22 protein-coding genes are annotated in these 26,227 nt (G+C 62.5%); 13 read left to right on the plus strand and 9 right to left on the minus strand.

The annotated features are described in order from the left end of the window. Window positions 1-2: 2 nt before the first annotated feature. On the minus strand, window positions 3-4,649 hold the full coding sequence (locus tag AC1Q6C_RS05080) for an NAD-glutamate dehydrogenase (RefSeq protein ID WP_492666407.1): 4,647 nt from the start codon (window positions 4,647-4,649) through the stop codon (window positions 3-5). A gap of 234 nt (window positions 4,650-4,883) precedes the next feature. On the opposite strand from AC1Q6C_RS05080, the gene AC1Q6C_RS05085 reads away from it, so the two are divergent. From AC1Q6C_RS05085 to AC1Q6C_RS05140, 12 genes are all read left to right on the plus strand, one after another. Next, window positions 4,884-6,053, plus strand: a complete 1,170-nt coding sequence (locus AC1Q6C_RS05085; protein WP_007732726.1) for an acyl-CoA dehydrogenase family protein — start codon at window positions 4,884-4,886, stop codon at window positions 6,051-6,053. A gap of 11 nt (window positions 6,054-6,064) precedes the next feature. Continuing rightward, window positions 6,065-7,207: a CaiB/BaiF CoA transferase family protein gene (locus tag AC1Q6C_RS05090; protein ID WP_003940060.1), complete on the plus strand. Its 1,143-nt coding sequence runs from the start codon at window positions 6,065-6,067 to the stop codon at window positions 7,205-7,207. Between the two features lie 37 nt (window positions 7,208-7,244). Further along, on the plus strand, window positions 7,245-7,907 hold the full coding sequence (locus AC1Q6C_RS05095; protein WP_030536970.1) for an IclR family transcriptional regulator: 663 nt from the start codon (window positions 7,245-7,247) through the stop codon (window positions 7,905-7,907). Between the two features lie 91 nt (window positions 7,908-7,998). Then, a complete protein-coding gene (locus AC1Q6C_RS05100) occupies window positions 7,999-8,790 on the plus strand; it encodes an IclR family transcriptional regulator (RefSeq protein ID WP_042448445.1) in 792 nt (263 codons plus the stop codon). 109 nt (window positions 8,791-8,899) lie between these two features. Next, window positions 8,900-10,468: a histidine ammonia-lyase gene (gene hutH / locus AC1Q6C_RS05105; protein WP_007732730.1), complete on the plus strand. Its 1,569-nt coding sequence runs from the start codon at window positions 8,900-8,902 to the stop codon at window positions 10,466-10,468. After that, window positions 10,465-11,538 (plus strand): histidinol-phosphate transaminase, encoded by a 1,074-nt coding sequence (locus tag AC1Q6C_RS05110; RefSeq protein ID WP_003940619.1) that lies wholly within the window; start codon window positions 10,465-10,467, stop codon window positions 11,536-11,538. Before hutH ends, AC1Q6C_RS05110 begins: the two co-directional genes overlap by 4 nt. A 16-nt stretch (window positions 11,539-11,554) precedes the next feature. Continuing rightward, the gene (locus AC1Q6C_RS05115; protein ID WP_065455844.1) at window positions 11,555-12,919 is read left to right on the plus strand and encodes an FAD-binding oxidoreductase; all 1,365 of its coding nucleotides are present in this window, start codon (window positions 11,555-11,557) and stop codon (window positions 12,917-12,919) included. A 203-nt stretch (window positions 12,920-13,122) separates the two neighbouring features. Further along, on the plus strand, window positions 13,123-14,559 hold the full coding sequence (locus tag AC1Q6C_RS05120) for a purine-cytosine permease family protein (protein WP_003940251.1): 1,437 nt from the start codon (window positions 13,123-13,125) through the stop codon (window positions 14,557-14,559). A gap of 42 nt (window positions 14,560-14,601) precedes the next feature. Beyond that, window positions 14,602-16,275: a urocanate hydratase gene (gene hutU / locus AC1Q6C_RS05125; RefSeq protein ID WP_007732742.1), complete on the plus strand. Its 1,674-nt coding sequence runs from the start codon at window positions 14,602-14,604 to the stop codon at window positions 16,273-16,275. 37 nt (window positions 16,276-16,312) lie between these two features. Further along, entirely contained in the window at window positions 16,313-17,503 is a 1,191-nt protein-coding gene (hutI, locus tag AC1Q6C_RS05130; RefSeq protein WP_042926102.1) for an imidazolonepropionase, read from the plus strand. Between the two features lie 23 nt (window positions 17,504-17,526). Then, the gene (gene hutG / locus AC1Q6C_RS05135; RefSeq protein WP_042926100.1) at window positions 17,527-18,495 is read left to right on the plus strand and encodes a formimidoylglutamase; all 969 of its coding nucleotides are present in this window, start codon (window positions 17,527-17,529) and stop codon (window positions 18,493-18,495) included. 121 nt (window positions 18,496-18,616) lie between these two features. Then, the gene (locus AC1Q6C_RS05140) at window positions 18,617-18,775 is read left to right on the plus strand and encodes a hypothetical protein (protein WP_155277930.1); all 159 of its coding nucleotides are present in this window, start codon (window positions 18,617-18,619) and stop codon (window positions 18,773-18,775) included. A 13-nt stretch (window positions 18,776-18,788) separates the two neighbouring features. On the opposite strand, the gene AC1Q6C_RS05145 is transcribed toward AC1Q6C_RS05140, so the two are convergent. The 7 genes from AC1Q6C_RS05145 to AC1Q6C_RS05175 form a co-directional block, all read right to left on the minus strand. After that, on the minus strand, window positions 18,789-19,058 hold the full coding sequence (locus tag AC1Q6C_RS05145; RefSeq protein ID WP_030536965.1) for a hypothetical protein: 270 nt from the start codon (window positions 19,056-19,058) through the stop codon (window positions 18,789-18,791). A gap of 238 nt (window positions 19,059-19,296) precedes the next feature. After that, entirely contained in the window at window positions 19,297-20,205 is a 909-nt protein-coding gene (locus AC1Q6C_RS05150) for an ABC transporter substrate-binding protein (protein WP_030536963.1), read from the minus strand. Between the two features lie 11 nt (window positions 20,206-20,216). After that, window positions 20,217-20,957, minus strand: a complete 741-nt coding sequence (locus AC1Q6C_RS05155; protein ID WP_030536962.1) for an ABC transporter permease — start codon at window positions 20,955-20,957, stop codon at window positions 20,217-20,219. Further along, window positions 20,954-21,604, minus strand: a complete 651-nt coding sequence (locus AC1Q6C_RS05160; RefSeq protein ID WP_003940005.1) for an ABC transporter permease — start codon at window positions 21,602-21,604, stop codon at window positions 20,954-20,956. Before AC1Q6C_RS05160 ends, AC1Q6C_RS05155 begins: the two co-directional genes overlap by 4 nt. Further along, a complete protein-coding gene (locus AC1Q6C_RS05165; protein WP_003940114.1) occupies window positions 21,601-22,716 on the minus strand; it encodes an ABC transporter ATP-binding protein in 1,116 nt (371 codons plus the stop codon). The genes AC1Q6C_RS05160 and AC1Q6C_RS05165 overlap by 4 nt, the downstream gene beginning before the upstream one ends. A 99-nt stretch (window positions 22,717-22,815) precedes the next feature. Then, the gene (locus AC1Q6C_RS05170; RefSeq protein ID WP_003940419.1) at window positions 22,816-24,288 is read right to left on the minus strand and encodes an aromatic amino acid ammonia-lyase; all 1,473 of its coding nucleotides are present in this window, start codon (window positions 24,286-24,288) and stop codon (window positions 22,816-22,818) included. A gap of 196 nt (window positions 24,289-24,484) precedes the next feature. Beyond that, on the minus strand, window positions 24,485-25,159 hold the full coding sequence (locus tag AC1Q6C_RS05175; protein WP_230359094.1) for a TetR/AcrR family transcriptional regulator C-terminal domain-containing protein: 675 nt from the start codon (window positions 25,157-25,159) through the stop codon (window positions 24,485-24,487). Between the two features lie 110 nt (window positions 25,160-25,269). Here AC1Q6C_RS05175 and AC1Q6C_RS05180 point away from each other — a divergent pair, with 110 nt between their 5' ends. After that, window positions 25,270-25,644: a nitroreductase family deazaflavin-dependent oxidoreductase gene (locus AC1Q6C_RS05180; protein ID WP_058037648.1), complete on the plus strand. Its 375-nt coding sequence runs from the start codon at window positions 25,270-25,272 to the stop codon at window positions 25,642-25,644. A gap of 9 nt (window positions 25,645-25,653) precedes the next feature. On the opposite strand, the gene AC1Q6C_RS05185 is transcribed toward AC1Q6C_RS05180, so the two are convergent. Beyond that, complete coding sequence (locus tag AC1Q6C_RS05185) at window positions 25,654-26,205, minus strand: TetR/AcrR family transcriptional regulator (protein WP_054781557.1); 552 nt, start codon at window positions 26,203-26,205, stop codon at window positions 25,654-25,656. Between the last annotated feature and the right edge of the window lie 22 nt (window positions 26,206-26,227).

The following is a 26,227-nucleotide window of genomic DNA, read 5'->3' on the forward strand; positions in this document are numbered from 1 at the left end:
ACCTAACCCACCATGCGCCGCAATTGGCTCGTCGCAACCGAAAGCGCAGCAAGATCGTGTTGCCCGGATGCCTCGATCTCTGCGAGCGCGAGAGTGGACCTCTCGATTCTCGACGCATTCCTTTCTTCCCACCTCGAGAGTTTTTCCGCTGTCGTGTCACCCGCTTCCGCGTCGGCCAAGACGTCGAGGGTCAGGGCCCGCACCGTCGAGTACAACTCGTCCCGCAACGACAACCTCGCCAACGCGTTCCATTTTCCGTCCTTGCTCAATGCCGACACTCGATTGAGCATCGGGACGAGCCCAACATGCTCACCGAGCCGGAAATAGAGTTCGCCGGTCTCCGAGATCGTCCGATCGGCGAGGTCCGCGATCTCCACCACGTCGAGCAGTCCGAACTGATCGAGCAATATCTCCACTCGTCTGACCAGGTTCTCCGGCGCGCCTTTGTCCGTGATGAGGACCGTTCGCGCAGCCAGGTTCCGCTGATCTGCGCCTACCAGCCAGCCATCGAGCTCTGCCGACGCCTCCGCGATGCGATCACCGAATCTGCTGATCTCGGCCCCGACGGCCAGCGGTTGCGGACGACGTGTCAGCATCCACCGTGACGCCCGGTCGAGCAGTCGCCTGGTGAGCAGGATCAACTCGTCGGACACTGCGGTCGAGATCGAGGCTTCGCTGATGGCGTGCCACAACCCCCACAGTCCGAACACCTCGGAGACCACAGTGAAGGCACGTACTGCGTCTTCCGGATCAGCGCCGACTTCTTCACCGAGCCGATACGCATAGGTGATGCCGCCTCGATCGATGACGTTGTTCGTCAGCACTGTCGCGACGATCTCGCGACGAAGTGGGTGCCGGTCGAGGGCGTCACCCCCTGCAACTCGAACGCCCTCCGGAAAATAGTTCGCCAGCACCTGGCGGTAGATCTGGTTGTCGATCGAGCTTCCCGCCAACAGCGTGGATTTCAGATCGAGCTTGACGTGGGCCATCAGTGTGGCGAGTTCCGGCGACGTCAGCCCCGTTCCCGACTTCTCGGCCGCGGCGAACTGCTTCTTGGTCGGAAACCCTTCGATGACACGGTCGACGATCCCGCGCGATTCGAGGTTGGAAATCACTCTGCCGTGCACACCGATCATCGCCCCCGCATCCGCCCGCGTGGTACCCATCAGTTCGTTCTGCGAACGGTTGTCTGCGAGAACGAGTTCTGCGACCTGGTCGGTCAGCGATTCGAGTAGTGCGTCACGACGTGAGTCCGTGACGACGCCTGAGCTGATCAGGGAGTCGAGAAGGATTTTGATGTTCACCTCGTGGTCGGAACAATCGACTCCGGCCGAATTGTCGAGGGCGTCTGTGTTGATCCGTCCACCGCCGCGTGCGTATTCGATCCGTCCGGCCTGGGTGAGGCCGAGATTGCCTCCTTCACCGATCACTCGGGCACGCACTTCGTTGCCGTTCACCCGAACGGCGTCGTTGCTCTTGTCGCCGACTTCTAGGTCGGACTCACCGGAGGCCTTGACGTACGTTCCGATGCCGCCGTTCCACAACAGATCTGCCGGGGACCGCAAAATCGCCCGAATCAGTTGCGGTGGAGTCAGTTCGGTGACGTCGTCCTCGAGGCCCAGTGCCTCTCGTATCTCGTCACTGATCGGAACGCGCTTCGCCGAGCGTTCCCACACTCCGCCGCCGGCACTGATCAAGGTCGGGTCGTAGTCGGCCCACGAGGATCGTGGGAGTGCAAAGAGACGTGATCGCTCGTCGTACGAGCGCTCAGGCGACGGGTTCGGATCGACGAACACGTGCCGATGATCGAACGCCGCGATCAGGCGAATGTGCCTGCTGCACAACATACCGTTGCCGAAGACGTCGCCACTCATGTCTCCGATCCCCACCGCGGTGAAGTCATCGTGCTGGGTATCGACGCCGAGCTCACGGAAGTGCCGCTTGACACTTTCCCAGGCGCCCTTGGCCGTGATACCCATGGCTTTGTGGTCGTAGCCGACCGACCCGCCGGACGCGAAGGCGTCGCCGAGCCAGAATCCGTACTCCGCGGCAACCTCGTTCGCGATGTCGGAGAACTTCGCAGTTCCCTTGTCCGCGGCGACAACAAGATACGTGTCGTCTCCGTCGTGGCGAACGACCCGCCGCGCCGCGACAACGGCCCCGCTCTGCTTGTCGACGTTGTCGGTCAGATCGAGTAGTCCGCGAATGAAGGATCGGTAGCAATCGATCCCGGCCGCCAACGCAGCTTCTCGGTCTGCGTCTGCGCCCCGCCCTGGAACCGGTGGGCGTTTGACGACAAATCCGCCCTTCGCTCCGACAGGCACGATGACTGCGTTCTTGACTGCCTGCGCCTTCACCAATCCCAGTACCTCGGTGCGAAAGTCCTCTTTCCGATCCGACCAGCGCAAGCCGCCGCGAGCCACCGTACCGAAACGAAGGTGCACACCTGCTACATCGGGTGAGTACACGAATATCTCGAACTTCGGTCGAGGGAAAGGCAATACGGACAGCTTCTCCGAATCGAACTTCAACGAGAGCGCGCCGAGCGATTGAGTGGGATACACGAAATAGTTGGTACGCAACGTGTTACGGACCAGTTCGGACAATGCGCGCAGGATCCGATCGGCGTCGAGTCCTTGCACCTGCGCCACGGCCGTTTCCACGTCCGCTGCTGCACGTGCACCTCGATCTCCGTCGACGACGCCAGGATCGAAACGGCTCTCGAACAATTCGCACAATCTGCCGGCGATCTCGGGATGATCGGCAAGTACCTCGGCGACGCGACCGGTGCTGTAAGGAAATCCCGCTTGCTGCAAGAACTCCGCGTATGCCCGCAGCACCACTACCTGTTTCCAGCCGAGTCCCGCGATCGCGACCAATTCGTTGAACGAGTCCGGCTCGGCGTCACCGTTTCGAACCGCGGCAAACGTCGCCGCGAATCGCGCGGCAAAGTTGTCGAAGCCTTCGACCGGAGCACTCGGATAGTCGAGCGTGAACTCGTAGATCCTGGACTGTTCGGTTCCCACCGGTGCGATCTCGTACGGACGCTCGTCGACCACTTCGACGCCCAGGCTCTGCAATACGGGCAGCACCTCGCCCAGCGAGAGCGGATCACCCGAGACGTACAGCCCGAGACGGTGAGTACCCGGTCCGTCGACAGATCGGGCCAACCGTGGACTTACTTCTCCGGGCGCGAGGCCCTCGAACACCGCCATGTCCTCGGCGGCTCGGACAGCGTCGAAATCCTGCTTGTATGCCACCGGAACGCGCTCGGCGAACCGAGCACGCCTGCGCCGCTCGTCGTAGTGCGAAGCATCCAGAACGAATCGTTCGTCCCACGTCAGGCACGCGTCGACGACGAGGTCCCGAATCTCCCGTGCTTGTCGCGCCGACGCGAAGTTCGCGCCGCCGCCGACTGTGGCCGTGAAATGTACGACGGCCAAGGGGGATTCCGAGACTCGACTGGAGAACTCGATATTGTGGGCACCGAGTGCGTCGGCGAGTACCGACTCGGCCGTTGTTCTGATCGTCGTACTGAATTTCTCTCGCGGAACGAAGAGCAAAGCCGACAACTCTTGATCTCGCCCTGTCGCCGGGGAACTTCCCACCGGTTGCAAGAACAGATGGATCGATGTGCGGCCGTCCACGGAAGTGAGTTCGTCCAGCGCGTCCGCGATTCGGGCCGGCTCGGCCGCCAGGAGCACTGTGACCGGAATCGACTGAATCACTGCCAGCATCGATTGTCCGACAAACGAATCGACGGTGGATCCTGAGGCCTCGAAGATGTCTGCGACGCGTCCTCGCACGAGCGGGGTTCGCCTGACGTCGGCGACGATACCGGTCGCGGTGAAGAACCCGACGAATCGGTACGCACGGTCGCCGACGGACACGTCGATCTCGGTGGCGTATTCGGATCCACCGAACCCTTGCCGGAGGTACACCACTGCAATCGCGAGGGGCGCCGCTTTCGAATCCGAAGAGCCGGTTGGATCGGGGAGCACGCCGATGGCGTACGGCTCGTCACTGTCGACAGTTCGCGCACCACCGATGACACTGAAGTTTCCGGCGCTGCACCACCGGAGAAAGTCAGCTTCTTCGGCGTAGCCGTTCGAGTCCAGTTGCTCGCGCGCCTCGTCGACGAGGTCCCGCAGGGGCACGGAATCGCGGAAGGCACGCGCGATACGGTCGAGGATTCCGGCGACGTCGTCCGCGATCACCTGCGCCTGCGCGTCCGAACAGTGTGCGGGTAGTCCTATGTGGATCCATGATTCGGTGCGCTCCCCGGCCCGGGCGTCTTCGGTGCTGTGCGCCGGTTGTACGGCTGTGCGAAGCACGGGGTGCACCACGAATTCAGGTTCCACGCGGGCACGGGCAAGTGTCGCCAAGACCGCTTCGACGAGCTGCGGCATGTCGTCGCCGACGTATTGAATCGCGGGGCCATCCCCTAACTCCCCGGCCGGCGCGAGTCGCGAGATCGACGAGTTGTGTCCTCGTCGACGCGAAAGGTCCATGTGCGCGGCGACAATCGCCAGCTTGCGGTCTTCGGCGAGCGCAGCGTATCGGTCCGCCGACAAGCCCTCGAAATACGTACTGGACACCCTCCTCACATTCTCGGAGTCCGGTGTCGTGTCGACTGAAACGAGGCTCATGTCAGCACCTTCCGCCGAAAGCCACGCTGCTTCCGACTTGTAGTGGGTTCGATCCGCAATCAACTTGTCTATACAGGCTTAGACAAGTTGATCATTGCAGAACGTGAGCCGCGACACAACAAATTCACCCCTGGACAAATTCGCCACCCTCGGCCATAGTCAGTCCATGCCAACTAGTGGCAATTAGATTTCATTAGATGAAATTCGTAACTATTCCGCCTCGAAGGAGCCCCCGTGACTACCCAGACCGCGCCCGACACCGACAGCGTCGATCTCGCAGAGTTCCGCAGCACTGTCCGAGCCTTCGCCAACGCCGAGATCCACCCAGGAGCAGCCGCACGCGACGAGTCCAAGGAGTTCCCGGCGCAGCTGGTCAAGCGCCTCGGGCAGCAGGACCTCATGGGCATTTCCGTGCCCGAGGAATTCGGTGGGCTGGGTCTGTCGACACGAACCCAACTGGTCGCCATCGAAGAAGTTGCACGTACCGACGCCGCGCTGGCATCGATCTACACCGCGCACTACCTGGGCCTCGAGCCGATTCTCGTCGGCGGCTCCGAAGAGCAGAAGCATCGCTGGTTGCCTCAACTCGCGTCGGGCGAACTACTGGCCGGCTTTGCACTCACAGAACCCGATGCCGGCTCCGACATCGCCTCGATGCGTACCGTCGCCCGACGCGAGGACGACGGCTGGCATCTCTCCGGATCGAAGACGTACATCTCCAACGCCAAGGAAGCCGACCTGGTCGTGCTCTTCGCCAAGACGGACCCGAGCGCAGGATTCCGAGGCATCACCGCCTTCGTCGTCCCCAAGGGAACTCCGGGAATCAGCTACTCGGAGCCGCAGGACAAGATGGGAATTCGTTCGGCCCCGACGTACACCGTCTACCTCGACGACGTCGTTCTGCCGCTCGACTCCGTGATCGGCACCGAAGGTCGCGGCGGCAACATTGCCTTGACCGCCCTGAACCGAGCACGCATCGACGTAGCGGCAATGGCAAACGGCATCGCTCTGCGCGCTTGGGAACTGGGACGCGAGTACGCAACGGAGCGAAAGCAGTTCGGCACGCCGATCTTCGACTTCCAGGCAATCCAGCTACTCCTCGGTGGCTGCGACGCGCAACTTGTCGCATCACGCGTCACCGCAGACTGGGCCGCCGACGTCAAGGACGCCGGTCAGGACATCCGCCGCGCCGCATCGATTTCGAAGTACGTCGCCACCGAAGCCTGCTTCTCGATCGTCGATCAAACCGTACAGATCCACGGTGGCGCAGGTTTCATGCGCGAATCGGAAATCGAACGCCTGTACCGCGATTGCCGCATTCTCCGCATCTTCGAGGGCACCTCGCAGATCCAGTTGCTCACCATTGCCGGCAATGCTCCGTCGCCGCGTTCCACCGAGTTCTGAAAGGCGCGGACATGACTGCACTTCCCCCACTCGACGGCATCCGGGTCATCGACCTCTCGCGCGTCCTTGCCGGACCCTACTGCACCGCACTGCTTTCCGACGCCGGTGCGGACGTCGTCAAGATCGAATCCGAACACGGTGAAGACTCTCGGCACCTCGGCCCGTTCCGCGACGGCGAGAGCATCTACTTCAACGTGCTCAATCGTGGCAAGCGTTCGGTGGCACTCAACCTCAAGAACGACGAGGACCGTGAGGCGCTATTAACGCTCATCGAGACCGCCGACGTCGTCGTCGAAAACTTTCGCCCGGGAGTCACCAAGCGCCTGGGAATCGACTACGAGGCTGCGCGGGCTCGCAATCCGCGGATCGTGTACGCGTCCATCTCCGGTTTCGGACAGGACGGGCCCATGTCCGGAGCCGCCGCCTACGACCTTGTAGTCCAGGCTCTTTCGGGCATCATGAGCATCACCGGTTCGGAGGAATCCGGGCCGACACGGTTGGGTGAGTCGTTCGGAGACCTGGTCGCCGGGCTGTTCGCCGCCTGGGGAATCAGTACCGCCCTGCTGAGTGCACGGGCGAGCGGACTCGGGCAGCACCTTGACGTCGCGATGTTCGACAGCATGCTCGCCATGCTGCCGACAGCACACAGCCAACTGCAATCCACCGGGCTCACTCCCCCACGCGTCGGCAACCGTCATCCGGTGTCAACACCGTTCGACACCTACAAGGCCGACGACGGACTCTTCGTCCTCGCGGTTGCGAGCCAGTCGGGTTTCGAGAAGCTGGCGCAGACGATGAATCGCGTCGACCTGATCGCAGATCCTCGATTTGCCGACGACACCGCCCGGACCGAGAACGAACCGGCACTGCGCAAGGAGATCGAAAACTGGGCTGCCGGAAAGACCGTCGCCGACGTGGTCGGTATTCTCGGCGACGCGGGCCTCGCCGGCTCGGAAATCTGGGACGTCCAGCAGGCACTCACCTCCGCGCAGGCCGAGTATCGCGGAGTCGTCGAATCGTTCGAGCACCCGGTAGCAGGAAAAATCTCCTACGTACGACAACCCGTCGTGTTCGGTGATAGCCGACGCCCCGATGTCCGCCGCAGTCCCCTGCTGGACGAGCACCACGGTGAGGTACTGCCGGGCTCGCGATAGATTCAGCGCAGACATCCCTCGGCACTTGGAGTAGGACATGGCCCCCGGCGACGTGACCCGCAGCGCGAATCGCACGTTCGAACTTCTCGGTGCGATCGTCGAGCACGGCGGGTTGACGCTCGGCGACGCCGCCAAGGCAACCGATCTGGCAACCAGTACCGCGCTTCGCCTGATCAGAAGCCTCGAACAAACCGAGTTCGTCGTCCGCGGCGAGGACAACGTCTATCGCGTCGGCCCGCGGCTACTACAGATCGGGGCTCGCGCACTCGGTGACAATCAACTGTTGCCGAGAGCGCGGCCCGCGATGAAGGCCATCGCCGAAACCACGAGAGAGTCGACCTACCTGTCGACGAAGGGACCGAAAGACACTGCGCTGTATCTCGATCAGATCGAGGGCACGCACGCGATCCGCCACATGGGGTGGGTGGGCCAGAGCGTTCCCCTGGACGGCACCGCCGTCGGCGCAGCGTTGAGCGGCAAGGTAGGCGAGAGCGGGTACGCCATTGCGCACGACACCATCGAGGATCACTCGACCGGAGTTGCCGCGCCGATCTACAACGCGGTCGGTCAGATAGCCGGAGCGCTCAGCGTCGTCGGCCCGACATTCCGTCTGACGGACGAGGTCTGCGCCAGCCACGGTCGTGTCTTGGTGGAGCACTGCGCCCGGTTGTCCGCGGAACTCGGCAACCAGACTCCCTGACCACCCCGAGCACTTGGCGATTCAGTCTCGTATCCGAGACAATGTGGTTCCCCGCTCCCACCTCAGCCCTACCCGTAAGGACACACCCCATATGACGACGAGCCGCGTGAAATCTGCTGAGCGCGTGCTCGACGTGCTCGATCTCCTGGCCCGCCGGGGTGTGCCGCTGGCGACGGCAGAAATCTCCAGCGCCCTCGAGCTGCCGAAGAGTACGACGCATCACCTCCTCAATGTCATGCGGGATCGACGGTTCGTCTCGTACTGGGCTGATCAACGCGCCTGGACCCTGGGTGTCTCGGCGTTCGAAGTCGGTGCGTCGTACATGCGGTCCGGCCCACTTCACCGTGAGGGCCAACGATTCATGCTGGCACTCACTCAGTCGACCGACGAGACCTCCCATCTGGCGGTACTTCAGGGTTCTGACGTCATCTACCTCGACAAACGTGAACCTCTGAAGCCCGGCGTTCGGTTGGTGACCGAGATCGGGACCCGCCTTCCGGCGCATCTCACCGCAGTCGGGCGGGCAATTCTGAGCCGTCTGGACGTGGAACAGATCAGCGCGCTCTACGAGGGGTACACCTGGCCGACGCGGACCGGAACGGGACCGTCGACGCTCGCCGAACTGCGAGAACTGCTCGCCGCAGCACGTGAGAGCGGATATGCGGTCGAAGAGAATGCGACGACATCCGGGATCAACTGCATCGCCAGCCCCGTGATCACACGGGACGGTCGTCCGGTCGCAGCTCTCGGCGTCACCTTCCTCTCCGGCTCCAAATCGGCCGAGGAGAGTGCCCTGATCGCCGACCGAGTGCGCACCGTCAGCGCCGAGTTCTCCGCCGATCTCGGAGATCGAATGGTGGAGACCCCGACCGCAGACATGTAACAAAATTCTCCGTTTCGCACTCTGTGGGCCTTGTTTTCGTCTCATATTCAAGACTAGAGTCTCGTATACAAGACTTTGTTAGATAGCCACGCATCATCATTGGAGTCCCATGAACGCCACCCCTGCCACCCAGACAGCCACCCGAACCATCGAGGTCGGAATCGGCGCTGTCACCATCGCCGACGTCGTCGACGTCGCGCGCAACGGATACGGCGTTGCATTGACCGCGGAATCACTGGCCGCGATCGCCGAAAGTCGTGCACGCATCGAAGCGCTGGCCGCAGACCCCACACCGGTCTACGGAGTTTCCACCGGATTCGGCGCACTTGCCACTCGGCACATTCCGGCGCATCTGCGGACACAGTTGCAGCGCAGCCTGATCCGCTCACATGCGGCAGGTTCGGGACCGGAAGTCGAACGCGAAGTGATCCGGGCCTTGATGCTTCTGCGTCTTTCGACGCTCGCCACCGGGCGAACCGGAGTGCGCCCTGTAGTCGCACAGGCGTACGCCGACCTACTCACCGCAGGCATCACCCCGGTGGTGCACGAATACGGCAGCCTCGGATGCTCGGGAGATCTGGCACCACTGGCGCATGTGGCGATGGCAATCATCGGTGAAGGTTCCGTCCGCACCGCCGACGGTGAACTCACCGATGCGGCAACGGCATTGGCTGCCCATGGTCTCGAACCGGTGGTTCTGGCCGAGAAGGAAGGCCTCGCACTGATCAACGGTACCGACGGGATGCTCGGTCAACTGGCCCTTGCGATCACCGATCTCGATCATCTGCTCAAGTTGGCCGACATCGCTGCCGCCATGAGCGTCGAGGGCTTGCTCGGCACCGATCAGGTGTTCGCCGCGGACCTCCAAGCGCTTCGCCCCCACCCCGGCCAGGGCGCGGCCGCATCGAACATGGTGCGTCTGCTTGCCGATTCCCCGATCGTCGCCAGCCATGCGGGCCCTGACTGCACCAGGGTTCAAGACGCGTACTCACTGCGGTGCGCACCGCAGGTCGCCGGCGGCGCACGCGACACCGTCGATCACGCCCGCCTCGTCGCCGGGCGCGAATTGGCCAGTGCTGTCGACAATCCCGTTGTCACCCTCGACGGACGGGTTCGATCCAACGGTAACTTCCACGGAGCTCCCGTGGCCTACGTCTTGGACTTCCTCGCCATCGTGACCGCGGATGTCGCGGGTATCAGCGAACGCCGAACCGACCGCTTCCTCGACGTAGCACGCAATCACGGTCTGACCCCCTTCCTCGCCGACGACCCCGGTGTCGACAGCGGACTGATGATCGCGCAGTACACACAAGCTGCCATCGTGTCCGAACTCAAGCGACTCGCGAGCCCGGCCAGTGTCGATTCGATTCCCTCCTCGGCCATGCAGGAAGATCACGTCTCCATGGGATGGTCGGGTGCACGCAAGCTCCGCCGGTCCATCGACGGTCTCACCCGAGTTCTCGCGATCGAGATACTGACTGCAGCAAGAGGAATCGATTTGCGCTCCCCACTCGAGCCCTCCCCCGCCACCGGAGCCGTCCTTCGGACCCTGCGCGAGAAGGTGCAGGGGCCGGGTACCGATCGCTTCCTGTCCCCCGAGATCGAGGCCGCGGTGGACTTGGCGGCATCGGGTGCACTTGTTGCGGCTGCGGAGAACGCGATCGGCGCCCTGGCATGAGCGCGCCCGGTGCGCTGAGGCCTCGCCCCCGACCCGAAATCGAAGCGCTTCCTCGATACTCCAAAGCCGCCGGCCTCGAGCAGGTTCGGTGGCGGGCGTCGAGCAACGAGTCGACGGTTGCACCCTCGGCGGCCATTCTCGAGGCCGTCAATCTCGCGGCCTCACACTCGCACTTGTATCCGTCGCTGTTCGGCGACACACTGATAGCCCGGTTGAGCGACCGTCTGGGCGTGGGCGACGACCAGGTACTGGTCGGCGCCGGGTCGTTGGCACTGCTCCAGCAGGTATTGACCGCATACACGGGCCCTGGCACCGAAGTCGTCTACCCGTGGCGCAGCTACGAGGCGTACCCGATACTGATCGGAATCGCCGGGGCGAGCGGTGTCCCCGTCGCACTCGATTCCGAACATCGGCACGATCTGAGTGCAATGGCGGCAGCCGTGACGCCGCAGACCCGCGCAGTACTCGTCTGCAACCCCAACAATCCGACCGGAAGCGAGTTCTCGACCGCGGAGTTCGTCTCGTTCGCCCGCTCGATCCCGGGTGACGTCCTCATCCTTCTGGACGAGGCTTACCGGGAGTTCGCGACCAGCGATGTCGACGGCGTCGACCTGCTTCGAGCCTTTCCCAACATCGTCGTCTTCCGAACCTTCTCCAAGGCTTACGGATTGGCCGGACTTCGTGCCGGCTATGCCGTCACCAACTCGGCGATCGCAGCGGATCTTCGCAGCGCTGCACCGCCCTTCGGGCTCAGCGCCGTTGCCGAGGCCGCAGCCTGCGCGGCCCTGACCGATCCGGCACACACCGATTCGATAGTCGAAACGGTGACCGCGGGTCGCTCTCACCTACGTGAGCAATTGGCTCTGCGCGGCGTCGAGACGGTCCCGAGCGGTGCCAACTTCGTGTGGATCCCTCTCGGCAAGAGAGCTTCTGCACTCGAAGCGGCCTGCGTCGCGCAGGGTGTCTCGGTCCGGATGTTCCCCGGCGAGGGTGTGCGGGTGACCGTAGGTGAGCGGGCAGCAGAAGACGCCGTGATCGCCGCTGTGGATGCACTCGCACACAACCTTTGACCGACTGGAGAAAAGAATGTCCGTCCACGAACTTGCTCGGTCGATCGGTTCGAGTCGCCTGATCACCGACCCTGCGGTAATGGACTCGTACCGCCGTGACGAGGCCCATCTCGCCGAACCCGGCCATCCGGCGGCCGTCATGCTCGCCGAAACTGCGGCCGACATTTCCGAGGCGCTGAAATGGGCTACTGCTCACCGTGTCCCGGTGGTAACCCGCGGTGCGGGAACCGGTTTGGCGGGCGGCGGGGCAGCCGTCGAGGGCTGCCTGGTCATCTCGACCACTCGCATGCGCTCGATTCTCGAGGTCAATCCGGACGATCAACTCGCTGTCGTGGAAGCCGGGGTGATCAACGCCGACATCAGTCGAGCAGCAGACGAGTACGGGCTGATGTACGCCCCTGATCCGAGCAGTTTCGAGATCTCCACGATCGGCGGAAACATCGCCACCAACGCCGGTGGACTGCGTTGCGTGAAGTACGGCGTCACCCGCGATTCAGTCCTGGGTCTCGAGGTTGTGCTCGCCGACGGTCGGATCGTGCGGACAGGCCGAAGGACCGTCAAAGGTGTTGCGGGATACGACTTGACCAGTCTTCTCGTCGGTTCGGAAGGAACACTCGGAGTCGTCACGAGTGCCACGCTGAAGTTGCAGCCCAAGCCCAAGAGAGCACCGGTCACCGTCGTCGGCAGTTTCGATTCTCTCCGCTCCGCAGCGGACGCGGTTGCCGCGGTCGTTCGCGACGGAATCGGGCCGAGCCTGCTGGAGCTGATCGATCGAGCAACGCTGCGCGCCGTCGACGACTGGAAACGAATCGGGTTGGAAGACAACACCGCCGCGATGCTGATCGCACAGGCCGACGGGGTCGATGCCGACGCAGCAGCCGCGGCGATGCAGAAACACTTCGAGAGGGCGGGCGCCGATTTTGTCGCCGTCTCGCAGGACGCGGCAGAAGCCGCACAGCTACTCGAGATTCGTCGACTCGCCTATCCGGCTTCCGAACGACTCGGGCAATGTCTCGTGGAAGACGTCGGGGTCCCGCGGTCGAAACTGCCCGACATGCTCGAGAGTATCGACCGAGCGGCCGCCGAGTACATGGTCAAGATCATGACTGTCGCGCATGCTGGTGACGGCAACGTCCATCCGACCTTCGTCTTCGACCGCACTGCCGACGGCTCGGTCCCCGAAGCCGTGTGGACCGCCGCGGACGAGGTCTTCCGGCGTGCTCTCGAACTCGGCGGAACTCTGACCGGAGAGCACGGCGTCGGCGTTCTGAAGCGTCGCTGGCTCTCTCTCGAGCTCGGCGAGGACAGCATGCAACTGCACCGATCGATCAAGGCTGCCTTCGACCCGCTCGGAATCCTCAACCCGGGTAAGGGTTTCTGATTTCTCGCGCGGTGTTACACAGCATTTACGCGAAAACGGGTCCCGGGTATTGACGCCTGTATATACAGGCATATACATTCATCCGCAGTGACAGTGACCCAGCGCACAAAGCACAAGGCGCAAAGCACCAAGCACGAAGAAGGTGGGCAATACCCCGACGTCGATTCCGTCGCTCGACGGGCTCGCAGCAGAAAGACAGGCCTATGACTCACGATGGACCGGCCGAGGTCATCCTCACTCCGGAACGACGCACTATCGACGTCGTCCCGGATGCAGAACGACACGGCACCCCGCGCAGCCAGTTCACTCTCTGGTTCGGCGCCAACATGCAGATCACTGCAATCGTCGACGGCGCTCTCGCCGTCGTATTCGGCGCGGACGCCATCTGGGCGATCGTCGGACTTCTGATCGGCAACATCTTCGGTGGCGCTGTCATGGCGCTTCACTCCGCACAGGGCCCGCGTATGGGCCTCCCCCAGATGATCTCGAGTCGCGCCCAGTTCGGCGTCAAGGGAGCAGTCGTACCGCTTGTTCTCGTCATCCTGATGTACCTCGGCTTCGCTGCCACCGGCACCGTGTTGGCCGGACAGGCCGTCAACAAGATCCTGCACATCGACAGCCCCACCGTCGGCATCGTCGTCTTCGGTCTCCTCACCGCATTCGTCGCGGTCACCGGCTACAAGCTGATCCACATCGTCGGCAGGATCGCCACCGTCGTGGGCATCGTCGGATTCTCCTACCTGGCCGTTCGACTGTTCCTCGAGTACGACGTCGCCTCGTACGTCGGCATCAAGGGCTTCGACATAGTCACCTTCCTGCTCGCGATCTCGCTGGGTGCCGGTTGGCAGCTCACCTTCGGCCCGTACGTCGCCGACTACTCGCGTTACCTGCCGCGCAGCACTTCCGAGAGCACCACGTTCTGGTCGACGTTCCTCGGTAGTGTCATCGGATCGCAGTGGTCCATGACCTTCGGCGCTCTCGTCGCGGCCTGCGCCGGCGACGCGTTCCTGGGTAACCAGGTCGGCTTCATGGGAGATCTGGCCGGACCCGCTGCCATCGCCTTCCTGATCTACTTCGTCATCCTGGTCGGCAAGCTGACGGTGAACGTGCTCAACGCCTACGGCGGATTCATGTCGATCCTGACCACCGTCACCGCCTTCAACGGACAGTCGCGAATCTCGAGCACCGCGCGCACCCTCTACATCCTCGGTTTCACTGCGGTCTCGGTCTTGATCGCCATCGCCGCCAGCGCCGACTTCCTGGACAACTTCAAGAACTTCGTCCTGGTGTTGCTGATGGTGTTCACGCCGTGGAGTGCGATCAATCTGATCGACTACTACCTGATCTCCAAGGAACGCATCGACATTCCGGCGCTGTACGACGTCAACGGTCGGTACGGAGCATGGAACTTCACCGCATTGGCTTGCTACGCCGCCGGCGTTCTCGCCCAGATCCCGTTCCTCGCCCAGAAGATGTACACCGGCCCCGTCACGGACATGCTCGGCGGCGCCGACATCTCGTGGCTGGTCGGCATCGTGTTCACCGGGCTGATCTATTACCCACTCGCCAAGCGCACGAGCAATCCCCCTTCGTCGATGATCTACCCCGATCACACCGCGATGACCGACTCTCGCGTCTGATCCCCCAACGTCTTTCGAACTTCAGCAAGCTAGGAGAACACAATGGAAATCAGCACCCCCGGCCACGAGCCGCGCCCCGTCCGTGCTCCCCGCGGCCCCGAGCTCACGACGCTCGGTTGGCAGCAGGAGGGTGCCCTGCGCATGCTCATGAACAACCTCGACCCCGATGTTGCCGAGCACCCGGACAGCCTCGTCGTCTACGGCGGAACCGGTCGCGCAGCGCGTAGTTGGGCTGCCTTCGACGCCATGGTCGCCACGCTGAAGACGCTGAAGAACGACGAGACCATGCTGGTGCAGTCCGGCAAGCCGGTCGGTGTCTTCCGCACCAACGAGTGGGCACCGCGAGTGCTGATCGCCAACTCCAACCTGGTCGGTGACTGGGCGAACTGGGAAGAGTTCCGCCGTCTCGAAGACCTCGGCCTGACCATGTACGGCCAGATGACCGCAGGCTCCTGGATTTACATCGGCACCCAGGGAATCCTGCAGGGTACGTACGAAACCTTCGGCGCCATCGCGAAGAAGCGCTACAACGGCTCACTCGCCGGAACGATCACCCTCACTGCGGGTCTCGGCGGCATGGGCGGCGCTCAGCCTCTCGCCGTCACTATGAACGACGGCGTCGCGATCTGCGTCGACTGCGACATCACCCGCATCGACCGTCGTATCGCCCACAAGTACCTCGACACCAAGGCAGACAGCATCGAGCACGCGCTCGAACTGGCGACCGCGGCACGCGATGCCAAGAAGCCGCTCTCCATCGGCCTCGAAGGCAATGCGGCAGAGATCTTCCCGGCGCTGCTGGAGATGAAGGCCCCCATCGACATCGTGACCGACCAGACCTCGGCGCACGATCCCCTCGCCTACCTGCCGATCGGCATCGACTTCGGCGACATGAAGACCATGTCGGAGAAGGATCCGCAGAAGTTCACCGAAGATTCCCGCAACGCGATGGCCGCACACGTCAAGGCCATGGTCGGATTCATGGACGCCGGCGCCGAGGTATTCGACTACGGCAACTCCATCCGCGACGAGGCCCGCAAGGCCGGCTACGACCGTGCATTCGACTTCCCCGGATTCGTTCCCGCCTACATCCGTCCGCTCTTCGAAGAAGGACTCGGCCCCTTCCGCTGGGCAGCGCTCTCGGGTGATCCCAAGGACATCGAGGCCACCGACAAGGCCATCCTCGAACTCTTCCCCGAGAACGAGCACCTGCGCCGCTGGATCACCATGGCCGGCGAAAAGGTTGCCTTCGAAGGCCTTCCGGCTCGCATCTGCTGGCTCGGATACGGTGAGCGCCACCTCGCCGGCCTCAAGTTCAACGAGATGGTGGCCTCGGGCGAGCTCTCCGCACCGATCGCCATCGGCCGCGATCACCTCGACTCCGGATCGGTCGCCTCGCCGTACCGCGAAACCGAATCGATGATCGACGGGTCCGACGCGATCGCCGACTGGCCGCTGCTCAACGCCCTGGTCAACACCGCGTCCGGCGCTTCGTGGGTTTCACTCCACCAAGGCGGCGGCGTCGGTATGGGACGCTCCATCCACGCGGGACAGGTGTGCATCGCCGACGGCACCGAACTCGCAGCCAAGAAGCTCGAAGCAGTTCTCACCAACGATCCCGGGATGGGCGTCATCCGGCATGCGGATGCAGGATACGACCACGCCATCGACACGGCGGCCACGCGCGGCGTCCGCATCCCGATGACCGAGAACTGAAACAGCTCCACCACCTCACCCTGAGTTAGGAATTACATTGACCACGAATGGTTCTCGAACCACAGTTCTGACCAACATCGGAACCCTCGTCACCAATGACCCGACTCTGGGTGAGGGCAAGCTCGGCGTACGACACGACGCGGCAATCGTTTTCGACGAGGGCGTTGTTGCTTGGGTCGGCGATTCCGCCGACGCCCCGGCTGCCGATATCGGTCAGGATATCGGCGGTCGGGCCCTGCTCCCCGGATTCGTGGAGAGTCACTCGCACCTGGTGTTCGGTGGCGAGCGGGCCGAGGAATTCGCAGCTCGCATGGCGGGCGAGAAGTACGCCGCCGGCGGTATTCGCAACACCATCGAAGCGACGCGCTCGGCCACCGACGAACAATTGCAGGCCAATGTTCGACGCCTACTCGACGAATCCCTGCGCTCGGGCAGCACAACCGTCGAATGCAAGACCGGATACGGGCAGAACACCGAGAGCGAACTACGCAGCGCACTGATCGCCGGACAGTTCACCGACGAGGTCACACTGCTGGCCGCCCACGTTCCACCACCCGAATATGCCGGTCGCGCCGATGACTACGTCGCCATGGCGTGCGACGAGATGATCCCTGCCTGTGCGCCACACGCGAAGTGGATCGATGTCTTCTGCGAGCGAGGCGCGTTCAACCGCGAACAGGCACATGCAGTCCTGAGCGCAGGCGTCGCCGCTGGACTGATCCCCCGCGTCCACGGCAATCAACTCGGCGAAGGGCCAGGAGTTCAGCTCGCCGTCGAGATGGGAGCCGCGTCCGTCGATCACGTCACCTACGTCACCGCCGAGGACATCGACGCCCTGGCTCAGAGTTCCACCGTCGCAACACTGTTGCCAGGTGCCGACTTCTCCACCCGCAACAAGTACCCCGACGCCCGCGCACTGCTGGACGCCGGCGTCACAGTAGCTCTCGGCGCCGACTGCAATCCCGGCACCTGCTACACCACCAGCCTCCCGTTCTGCATAGCAATTGCGGTGCGAGACATGCACATGACACCCGCCGAGGCAGTCTGGGCAGCCACTGCAGGAGGCGCCCGGGCGCTGCAGCGCACCGACGTCGGAACCCTTTCTCTCGGAACACGTGCCGACGCCATCGCGCTCGATGCACCGTCGTACCTCCACCTCGCCTACCGCCCGGGCGTCCCTCTGGTGCGCGAGGTCTGGAAAAACGGCGCACTCGCCACAAGCTACTGAAATACACTCACCGGGAGGCCGTCGTGGCACATCAGATCGCAGTCGACATCGAACCCAAGCCGTGGACCGGGCGCTCCGACGGCACCACTGCCGAGCATCTGCGGTGGCATCATGCCGTGCAACCGTATTCAGCCGAAACAGCTCCCGGCGACTGTGTTCTGATCGGATTCTCCAGCGACGAAGGAGTCCGCCGCAACAAGGGCCGCCGCGGTGCCGCGGATGGCCCCGACGCTTTGCGAGCCGGGTTGGCTTCCATGGCGCTGGCCGAACCACTGCAGATTCAGGACGCGGGAACCGTTGCCGTGTCGGGTGAAGAACTCGAGGCCGGTCAGGCCGCACTCGGGAACGCCGTCAGCGCTGCGCTTGATTCGGGACACTTCCCCGTGGTTCTCGGGGGAGGACACGAAATCGCCTACGGTACATACCTCGGCGTCGCGGGCTCCGAGTTGCGAACCGCCGGAGCCAAACTCGGAATCCTCAACTTGGATGCGCACTTCGACCTGCGGGGCGATCCGATACCCAGCTCCGGCACACCCTTTCGTCAGATCGCCGAGGACGAAGCCGCGGCAGGCACCTCGCATCAGTACAGCGTGATCGGAATCAGCCAACCGAGCAACACCACGGCACTGTTCGACACGGCTCACCGCCTCGGTGTTCGCTATCTGCTCGACGAAGAATGCGGAGCGATCGGCCGAGGCGTCGTGGATCAGTTCCTCGCAGACTTCCTCGACGACGTCGATCTGGTCTACCTGACCATCGACCTCGACGTCCTGCCTGCAGCTGTGGCGCCGGGCGTCAGCGCACCTGCGGCCTACGGAGTCAGCCTCGAAACCATCCAATACGTATGTGACCGAGTCACGTCCAGCGGAAAACTCGCGGTTCTCGATGTCGCCGAACTGAACCCGAGCCTCGACGTCGACAATCGCACTGCCCGAACGGCTGCTCGTCTGATCCACCGGATAGTCACGAAGCACGTGCCGGTTCAGCGCTAGCCTCGGCGCGCCTCCAGCAGATCTACGGGACTGCCTGAAAACTGATTCCACGAGTTCTGTCCGAGCACTCCAAACTATGTCCTTTGCCACCTCACAAGTGATGCCGCCTTGCAGATTGCCGATGGCGGCGACAACGCCTGTCTCGGGGTACGTGATCGTTCCGCACCCCTCGGATGTGGATGCCGTCGGCAATCGTGAAGTCGAAGTCGACGAGTTGCCCGAGCAGTACTCGAAGCCGGGGACACCACCGATCACAGGAGGCCCGACCGTACCGTCGTGAATCGAAAAGCCGATCAACCCTCCGGGGTCGCCATTACCGACTTGCCCCGGATCACCGGTGGTGACGAAGATCGATTGGCCTGACTCAGTCTGAATCGTCCGTGTCGAATGATCGTTGCCGTAGGCCGATTCGATTTGAGCCACGGTGAGCCGTCACCGACGCCGCGGTCGGTCAGCGTTCCCGGCGGTGATTCGATGACGGTGACGCCCTCGCTGGTGAGAATTGCCCGTCCGGTGCCACCAGGCGTCGTGAACGGAACTACAGCGCAACTCGGAAACTGCATGGGCGTTCCAGCCTGATGCCAGACACACGCCGGCCACTACAACCGTGGTTGTAGTGGCTGCGCCGTTCCGAACTCGTCCAATGGGTGTGCGCGGTCGGCTTCTCGGCATGTCGGCATCCTTGGTCGGAACGGCTCGCCGCGAGGTCGAGGCATGCCTGACTTCGCGACGCTACCCCGAGCGGGGTCGAATCGATATCGTCTGTTCGGCCGACGACAAGGACGCCACCCCGGCCTTCGATCATGGCACCAGGGAGTTCTCCTGCAACCAGTCCTGAGCGATGTCACTCATGTCGTCGAGATCGGCAACGCGCTGGTTCATCTCGATGAGATCTTCGGTGGTCAGCGCCGCCGAAACCCCCGCGAGCACTGAGCGGACGTCATCGCGAGCCTTCAACTCGTTGATGATCGGTGTGATGTTCTCCGCGAGGAAGAGGTGCTTCGTATCCTCGAGTGCAACCAAGTTCTCCGAGCGCATCGCAGGATCGGTACTGAAGACATCGGCAACCTGTATCTGCCCGCTCAGAAGCGCATTGAGCGTGAGGGGTCCACCTGCATCGAGTGCCAGGAACTCCCGGAATGTCAGGCCGTATTTGGTCTTCAAGCCGGCGACGCCGTTTTCGCGCGTCTTCCATTCCGGCGGTCCGCCGAGAGTCAACTCGTCGGCATGCTGCACCAGATCCTCGACGGTCTCCAGCGAATACTTTTCCGCCGTCTCCTGTTTGACGGCAAGTACATCCTTGTCCTCTGCGGGCGAGGGCTCGAGAGCCACCAGACCCTTGGGCAATTTCGCATCGATTTCAGCGGATACTTCATCTGAAGCCGTCGCCGTTGTCTTGCTGTCCAGATATTGCAACAAGGCGCCGGAATACTCGGGGATCAGATCGATGGAACCGTCGCGCAGTGCCGGTACATAGAGTTCTCGGCTACCGATGTTCAACTTCTCGGTAACGTCGATACCGTTGGCACGAAGCGCTTCGGCGTAAATGGTCGCAATCAGTTGGCTCTCGGGAAAATCGGCGGAACCGATCACGATGGCGCCCTCAGCACTACCGCCGCCGTCCGTAGCCAAGGGGTCCTTGCCGATTCCGCAGCTGGACAACGCAACCGCTGTTACGCCGACCAACGCGGCGATCAATACCTTCTTCATGTCGAACGTCCTCAGATCGGTGCGGGCTCAGGCACAGCGGTGCGCTGTGAGGGGGCGGCGGTCTTCTCGGTCTTCTTCTTCCGATCGCGCCTGGTCAGGCCAGGCGAAACGACCCGCGCAGTCAGTGCTCCGATTCCGAGATCGAAAACCAGGGCAATCAGCGATACCAGTACGGCTCCGGCCGCCATCTGGCCGTAATCGCTCTGAGCTTTTCCGTCGATCAACAACCGGCCGAGTCCGCCCAAAGAAATGTAAGCGGCGACAGTCGCAGTGGAGACGATCTGAAGCACGGCACTTCTGATGCCGGACAACATGAGTGGTAGGGCACATGGAATCTCGACCTCGGTCAAGATCCGCATCGACCGAAATCCCATCCCCCGCGCGGCGTCGACTGCAGCCTGATCGACCGCTCGAACTCCGGCGTACGTGTTGGTGAGAATGGGAGGGATCGCGAGAAGCACCAGGACGATGAGGCTGGGGATCAGATATGCGAGTTTGTTCGGGAATGACGGCGCGATGATGAGAACCAGTAGGATCAGCAGACCGATGGTCGGCAGCGCTCGTAGCGAGTTGGCCAGTCCAGCAACAACAACGGAGCCACGGCCCGTATGTCCGATGTAGAGACCGAGCGGGATCGCGATAACCGCAGCCACCGCCAGCGCGGCGAATGTGTACATCAAATGCTGAACGAGAAGGGTGGGGATGCCGTCCGGCCCGGTCCAGTGGGATCCGTCGAGAAGGAAGCTGATCATGATGTAGTCACTTTCGGGGTCCACGGCGTCAACAGCCGATTCGCCAACATGATGAGGAGATCAAGGATCAACGCCAGCACCAGACACAGAGCGATACCCGCGATGATGGGCGTGTAGAAACGCAACTGAAATCCCTGGGTGAACAAGGAACCTATCTGCGGAATACCCAGGAGTGCGCCGAGTGAGACAAGACTGACGTTCGAGACGACTGCGACGCGCAAACCTGCACAGATCACCGGAACTCCCACTGGCAACTGTACTTTCAACAGCGTCTGATACGGCCGGTAACCCATCGCCGTCGCTGCCAGAACCGTCTCCGGCGGAACCGAATCGAGCGCGTCGGCCACTACCCGCACGAGCAGAGCAACGGTGTACACGGTGAGCGCCACGATGATGTTCATCGGATCCAGAATCTTGGTACCCAGAATTGGAGGCAGGAGCACGAAGAGCGCGAGCGAAGGGATCGTGTAGAGCAATCCGGCCGTCCCCACCACGTAGGGATGCAACCGACGACTGCGATAGGCGACCCAGCCGATCGGCAACGCGACCACCAAGCCGATCACCAAGGGAATCAACGACAGCAGAACATGCCATCCCACCAAGTCCATGATCCGGTCGGACTGACGTCCGAGCCATTCGAAGTTCATCGGAGTGCCCTCCCCGCGTCAGCCAGATCGGCAGCCTCGATGGCTTCCACTGCAGCATGCGCAGTGACGGTTCCCACCAGGCGTCCGGCGTCGTCCACGACAACGCCCCGCTTGCTCGGCGCTGACAGCGCCGCATCCAGCAGAGCGCGCATCGTCCCGGTGGAATCCGCAAGTGTTCCACTGAGATTCAAGTCATCCGGGCGGATACAATCCGTGAGCGCGTCCGGCCTCACCCATCCGAGCGGCTTGTTCGCGGGATCCACTACCAACAGCCACGTATCGCCGGTGAGTGCGCGGGCCGCCGCAGCGGAATCGCCCAGATGCGCAACGGGTTCTGACACCGTCGGTAGGTCGCCGTCCAATGTCGTGAACCCCAACGATCGGTACCCACGGTCACGTCCGACGAAGTCGGCAACAAATTCGTCGGCAGGTTGAGTCAGCAATTCGAGGGGCGTCGCCGCCTGCGCAAGAATGCCGCCGGTACGCAGAACCACCACTTGATCCCCGAGTTTCAGCGCTTCGTCGATGTCGTGGGTGACGATGATGATTGTTTTTCCGATTTCCTTCTGCAGACGGAGAAACTCGTCTTGCAGCTGGCCGCGAACAACCGGATCAACGGCGCTGAACGGTTCGTCCATCAGCATGAATGACGGATCCGCAGCCAATGCTCGCGCAACACCGACTCGTTGCTGCTGCCCTCCGGAGAGCTGCCACGGATAGCGGTCGGCGAAGTTGGTCGTCAGACCAACCGTTTCGAGCAATTCCATAGCGCGAGTGCGAGATTCCTTTTTACTCGCACCGAGCAATCGAGGCATGGTCGCTATGTTGTCGACGATGGTGCGATGGGGAAAGAGACCCGCGTGCTGGATCACGTACCCGATGCGTCGACGCAGAAGGGCCGGATCCATTCCCGCCGTGGACTCGCCGTCGAGCGAAATCGTGCCTGACGTCGGTTCGATCAGCCTGTTGATCATGCGGAGTGAGGTCGTCTTGCCGCAGCCGGAAGGACCCACCAACGCGGTGATCTTTCCCGTCGGGCATTCCAGATCGAGAGCATCGACGGCAATGGTTCCGTCTGGATACGCCTTGGTGACCTTGTCGAATTTGATCATCTACGAACTACTTTCGTGTCGACCTGAGTCCGGACGCACCCAGGAGAAATGGTCGAGTTCCGTTCGAGCACACACCTACTTGTGATTCGGTCCACCTGCTTACTGGTCGAGCGGTTGAGAAAGAAAGTTCACGGCGGCACTCAGATCTGCACTGAGTGGCCGGTCTTCGGTCCTCGTGTCCAGCACCAAACGCGCACGCGCGAGGTACGCGCCGAGCTCGGTCGCCGGATCCAGCTCACGCTGTTGTTGCGAGAGTGCGCGAACTGCCGAGATCAGTTCACACGCCAGCACCAATCGAGATTGGGCAAGAATGTCCGCCAATTGAGTTGCAGCTTGGGATGCGAAACTTGCGTGATCCTCGGTGCCGCGCGAAATTACCGTGTGGCCCAACGACCCCGGTGCCGCCGACGAGCGGATCTCGGCAATGGCAGCAGAAGTCGTGTATTCGAGAAGCATGGTTCCGCTGCTGCCGTCGGGACCGTCTGCAAGGAACGCACGAAGGCCGGTGACTGCGGGGTCGGAGAGGTTGGCGAGCCGACATTGCGAGAGCAGGGCAGCACTGGCGACCGCCAACTTCGCCTCGTCGACTGCAAGGGCTATTGGCATTGCGTGGAAATTTCCGTTGTGGAACACCATGTCGTCTTCGACCGACACCAGCGGATTCTCCGAAGACGAATTCATCTCGATACTCAGCGTGTTCTGCAGTCGATGCACCGCTTGCCAGGTGGCACCCAAGATTTGCGGTAGGGCGCGAAACCCGAACGAGTCCTGAACTCTCACGGGTGTGATGTCGTGTGGTGCCAGCAGATCGCGAACCCGCTCTGCGACTTCCGCTTGACCGAAGTGCATTCTTGCCGACTGTACTTGTGCAGCAAACGGTTCGACAGAACTACGCGACGCAAGCACGGAAAGAACACTGACAACCAAGCAGTGCTGAAGCCACCCCGCGACTTCGATACTGGTGTCGCCGGCGATCGCCACCGTCATCGCATTGGTGGAAATGAACGGAAGTGCATCACCGTGGTGCGGAGTCCAACCGATTCCGGTGCGTCCGTCGCGAAGCGGGCTCTCGCCGATCAGCCCCATGGCGATTTCGGAGAACGCACTCAGGTCACCCGTTCCGATCGCACCGCGTGCGTGCACTGTCGGCAGATTCTGTGAAGCAACAGCAGCAACCAGACCGTCGATGATGTCGGGATGCATACCTGAGCCGCCGTTGAGGATCTGGTTGGTGCGGATGACGATCGCGGCGCGCACCAACCGGTCAGGGAGCCTGGGGCCCGATCCCGTTGCGTGACTTCTCAGAAGCCTCAGATCCTGCTGCACACCGTCGGAGACGGATGTTTCGCGATTCCCGCCTACCCCGGTAGTGCGCCCGTACACCGCTTGACGGGAGGAAACCCGAACCGCGGTCTCCCATGACCGCCGTGTGAGCTCGAGAGCCGCGTCGGCAGGTCGAATCACGGCCGGCTCTCGCGCGATTTCGTTCACCCGGTGAACCGACAACCCTTTCCCGTCGAGCAGGACATTGTCGTCTTCCGTCCGGTCTTCTCCAGGAAGACGTTCAGTCATCAGAACTCCATCGATCGAAGGACTCGGCCACCGCGGGCGTGCATCACATCATCTACGCAATGTGCCTTGGGTCACTTTTGATGAATGTATAGTCCTGTATATACAGCCACCTGTCAATAGGGACACTGCAGCTCACCCGCGTGCACATAACCTTGCGTCACCTCAGTAAGGGTGAGCAACTGGACACGAATCGTCGCTATTCGAGGACCGGTGCCGCCGATGCGCGACGCGCCTCGAGCGCATCGAGGATGAGATCGAGACCGTAGGCGAACTCACTCGTGTGGTCGTAAGCCGGACTCAGACCGTGATCGACGATCATCTCGTGAAGGAAGGGCAACTCTTCAGCCGGAAGGCGCTCGAGGATGTCACTCGCAACTTCTTCGACGTCGACGGGCCCGCTGATCGGCAGATTCGCCTCCTGGAGAACATATCCGCCGATGTAGCTGTCGATCAGCGAGGCTCCGTGGGCGGCCATCGGGAGTGTGAACCCGGCCTTCCGGAGCACTCCGAGCACAGCGTCGAGATGACGCAGGGTCGCCGAGCCAGGGCTGCGTCGCGAATCCAGCAGACCGAGAGCCCAACGGTGCTGCGACAGGACTGTGCGAGCGGAAAAGGCGCGTCCACGGATTGCATCTCGCCAATCCGCACACTCACTGTCGGGCAGGTCGATCGCCTCGAAGACCGCATCGACGAGGCCGTCGAGAATCGCATCTTTGTTGGACACGTGGTGGTAGAGCGACATCGCCTCGATGCCCAGCTCCTGGGCCACCCGTCGCATCGTGACGGCCTCGACACCACCCGCGTCGGCAACGCGGATCGCACCCTCGATCACGCGAGTTCTGTTCAGCGACTGTCGCGGTTGCCGTGACACACAGACTCCCCTCGGCGGAACGAATACGTTGACAACCTTACATGCGTAAGTCACCCTTACAGGTGTAAGCCAGCCTTACGTTCGTAAGGCGCTCGCGAAGGGAGATCGCAATGCCGATGCCGAGATGGTGGGGACATGTCAACAAGCGAGTGTTCAACCCGCGTGCAATTTCGAGCGGTAAATGGCCGGTACTGACTCACGTCGGACGCACATCCGGCACGACCTACCGGACGCCCCTCGACGCCTATCCGGTCGAGGGTGGCTACGTCTTCATTCTGGTGTACGGATCAGGCTCGGACTGGGTGCAGAACGTCTTGAGAGCGGGAAGCGCTCGACTGTCGGTCGACGAGACGGAGGTGAGCCTCGGCACCCCACGCCTCGTCGCGAAAGACGAAGCATTTCAAGCACTTTCCTCAGACGTGTCCCAACCCCCGAGGCTGCTCCGCATCACCGAGTACCTTCGGATGGATCTGATTACGGCCTGAGGGTGCCCGTCACGCGAGGACCTCACGCACGGCGGACCTGACTTCCTCCATGCTGCAACCGGATTCGATCAGTTCGGTACCCGTATGCACCAGCGAGTTGATCAACTTGGCGGTGAGCTTCGGGTCCGACACACCACGGAGGCGGAGGGCCTCGACCAGCGGAAGCACAAGACTGTCGTGCATTTCCATGATCCGCGAATCTCGAAACGTTTGCGGGGTCAGCGTCGCCAGCGCTCCGACTATCGCATGCTCCCCGTCGGCAACCAGTTGGAGGTTTGCCTCGACGTACGCCCATACCGGATCGTCTGCGCCTGCCATCGCCTCGACGATCTTGTCGTTCCAGCGCGGGAACATGTCTTCGACGACGGCACTGAGGAGATCTTCCCGGGACCGGAAGTAGTGGTAGGCACTCGACCTGGCGAGCCCTGCCTTCGCTGCCACCTCACCGAGCCCCGGCGGCCGGTCCGGGGCCTCGGACAGAAGAGCGTGTGCAGCGTCGAGGAGGGCACGGCGCTGAGCAGCACGATGCTCGACCACAGTGGGCGCATCGATCCTCGGCACCGAATCTCCTCCAGTCCCCTCG

The organism is Rhodococcus sp. MT28 (assembly GCF_058792695.1).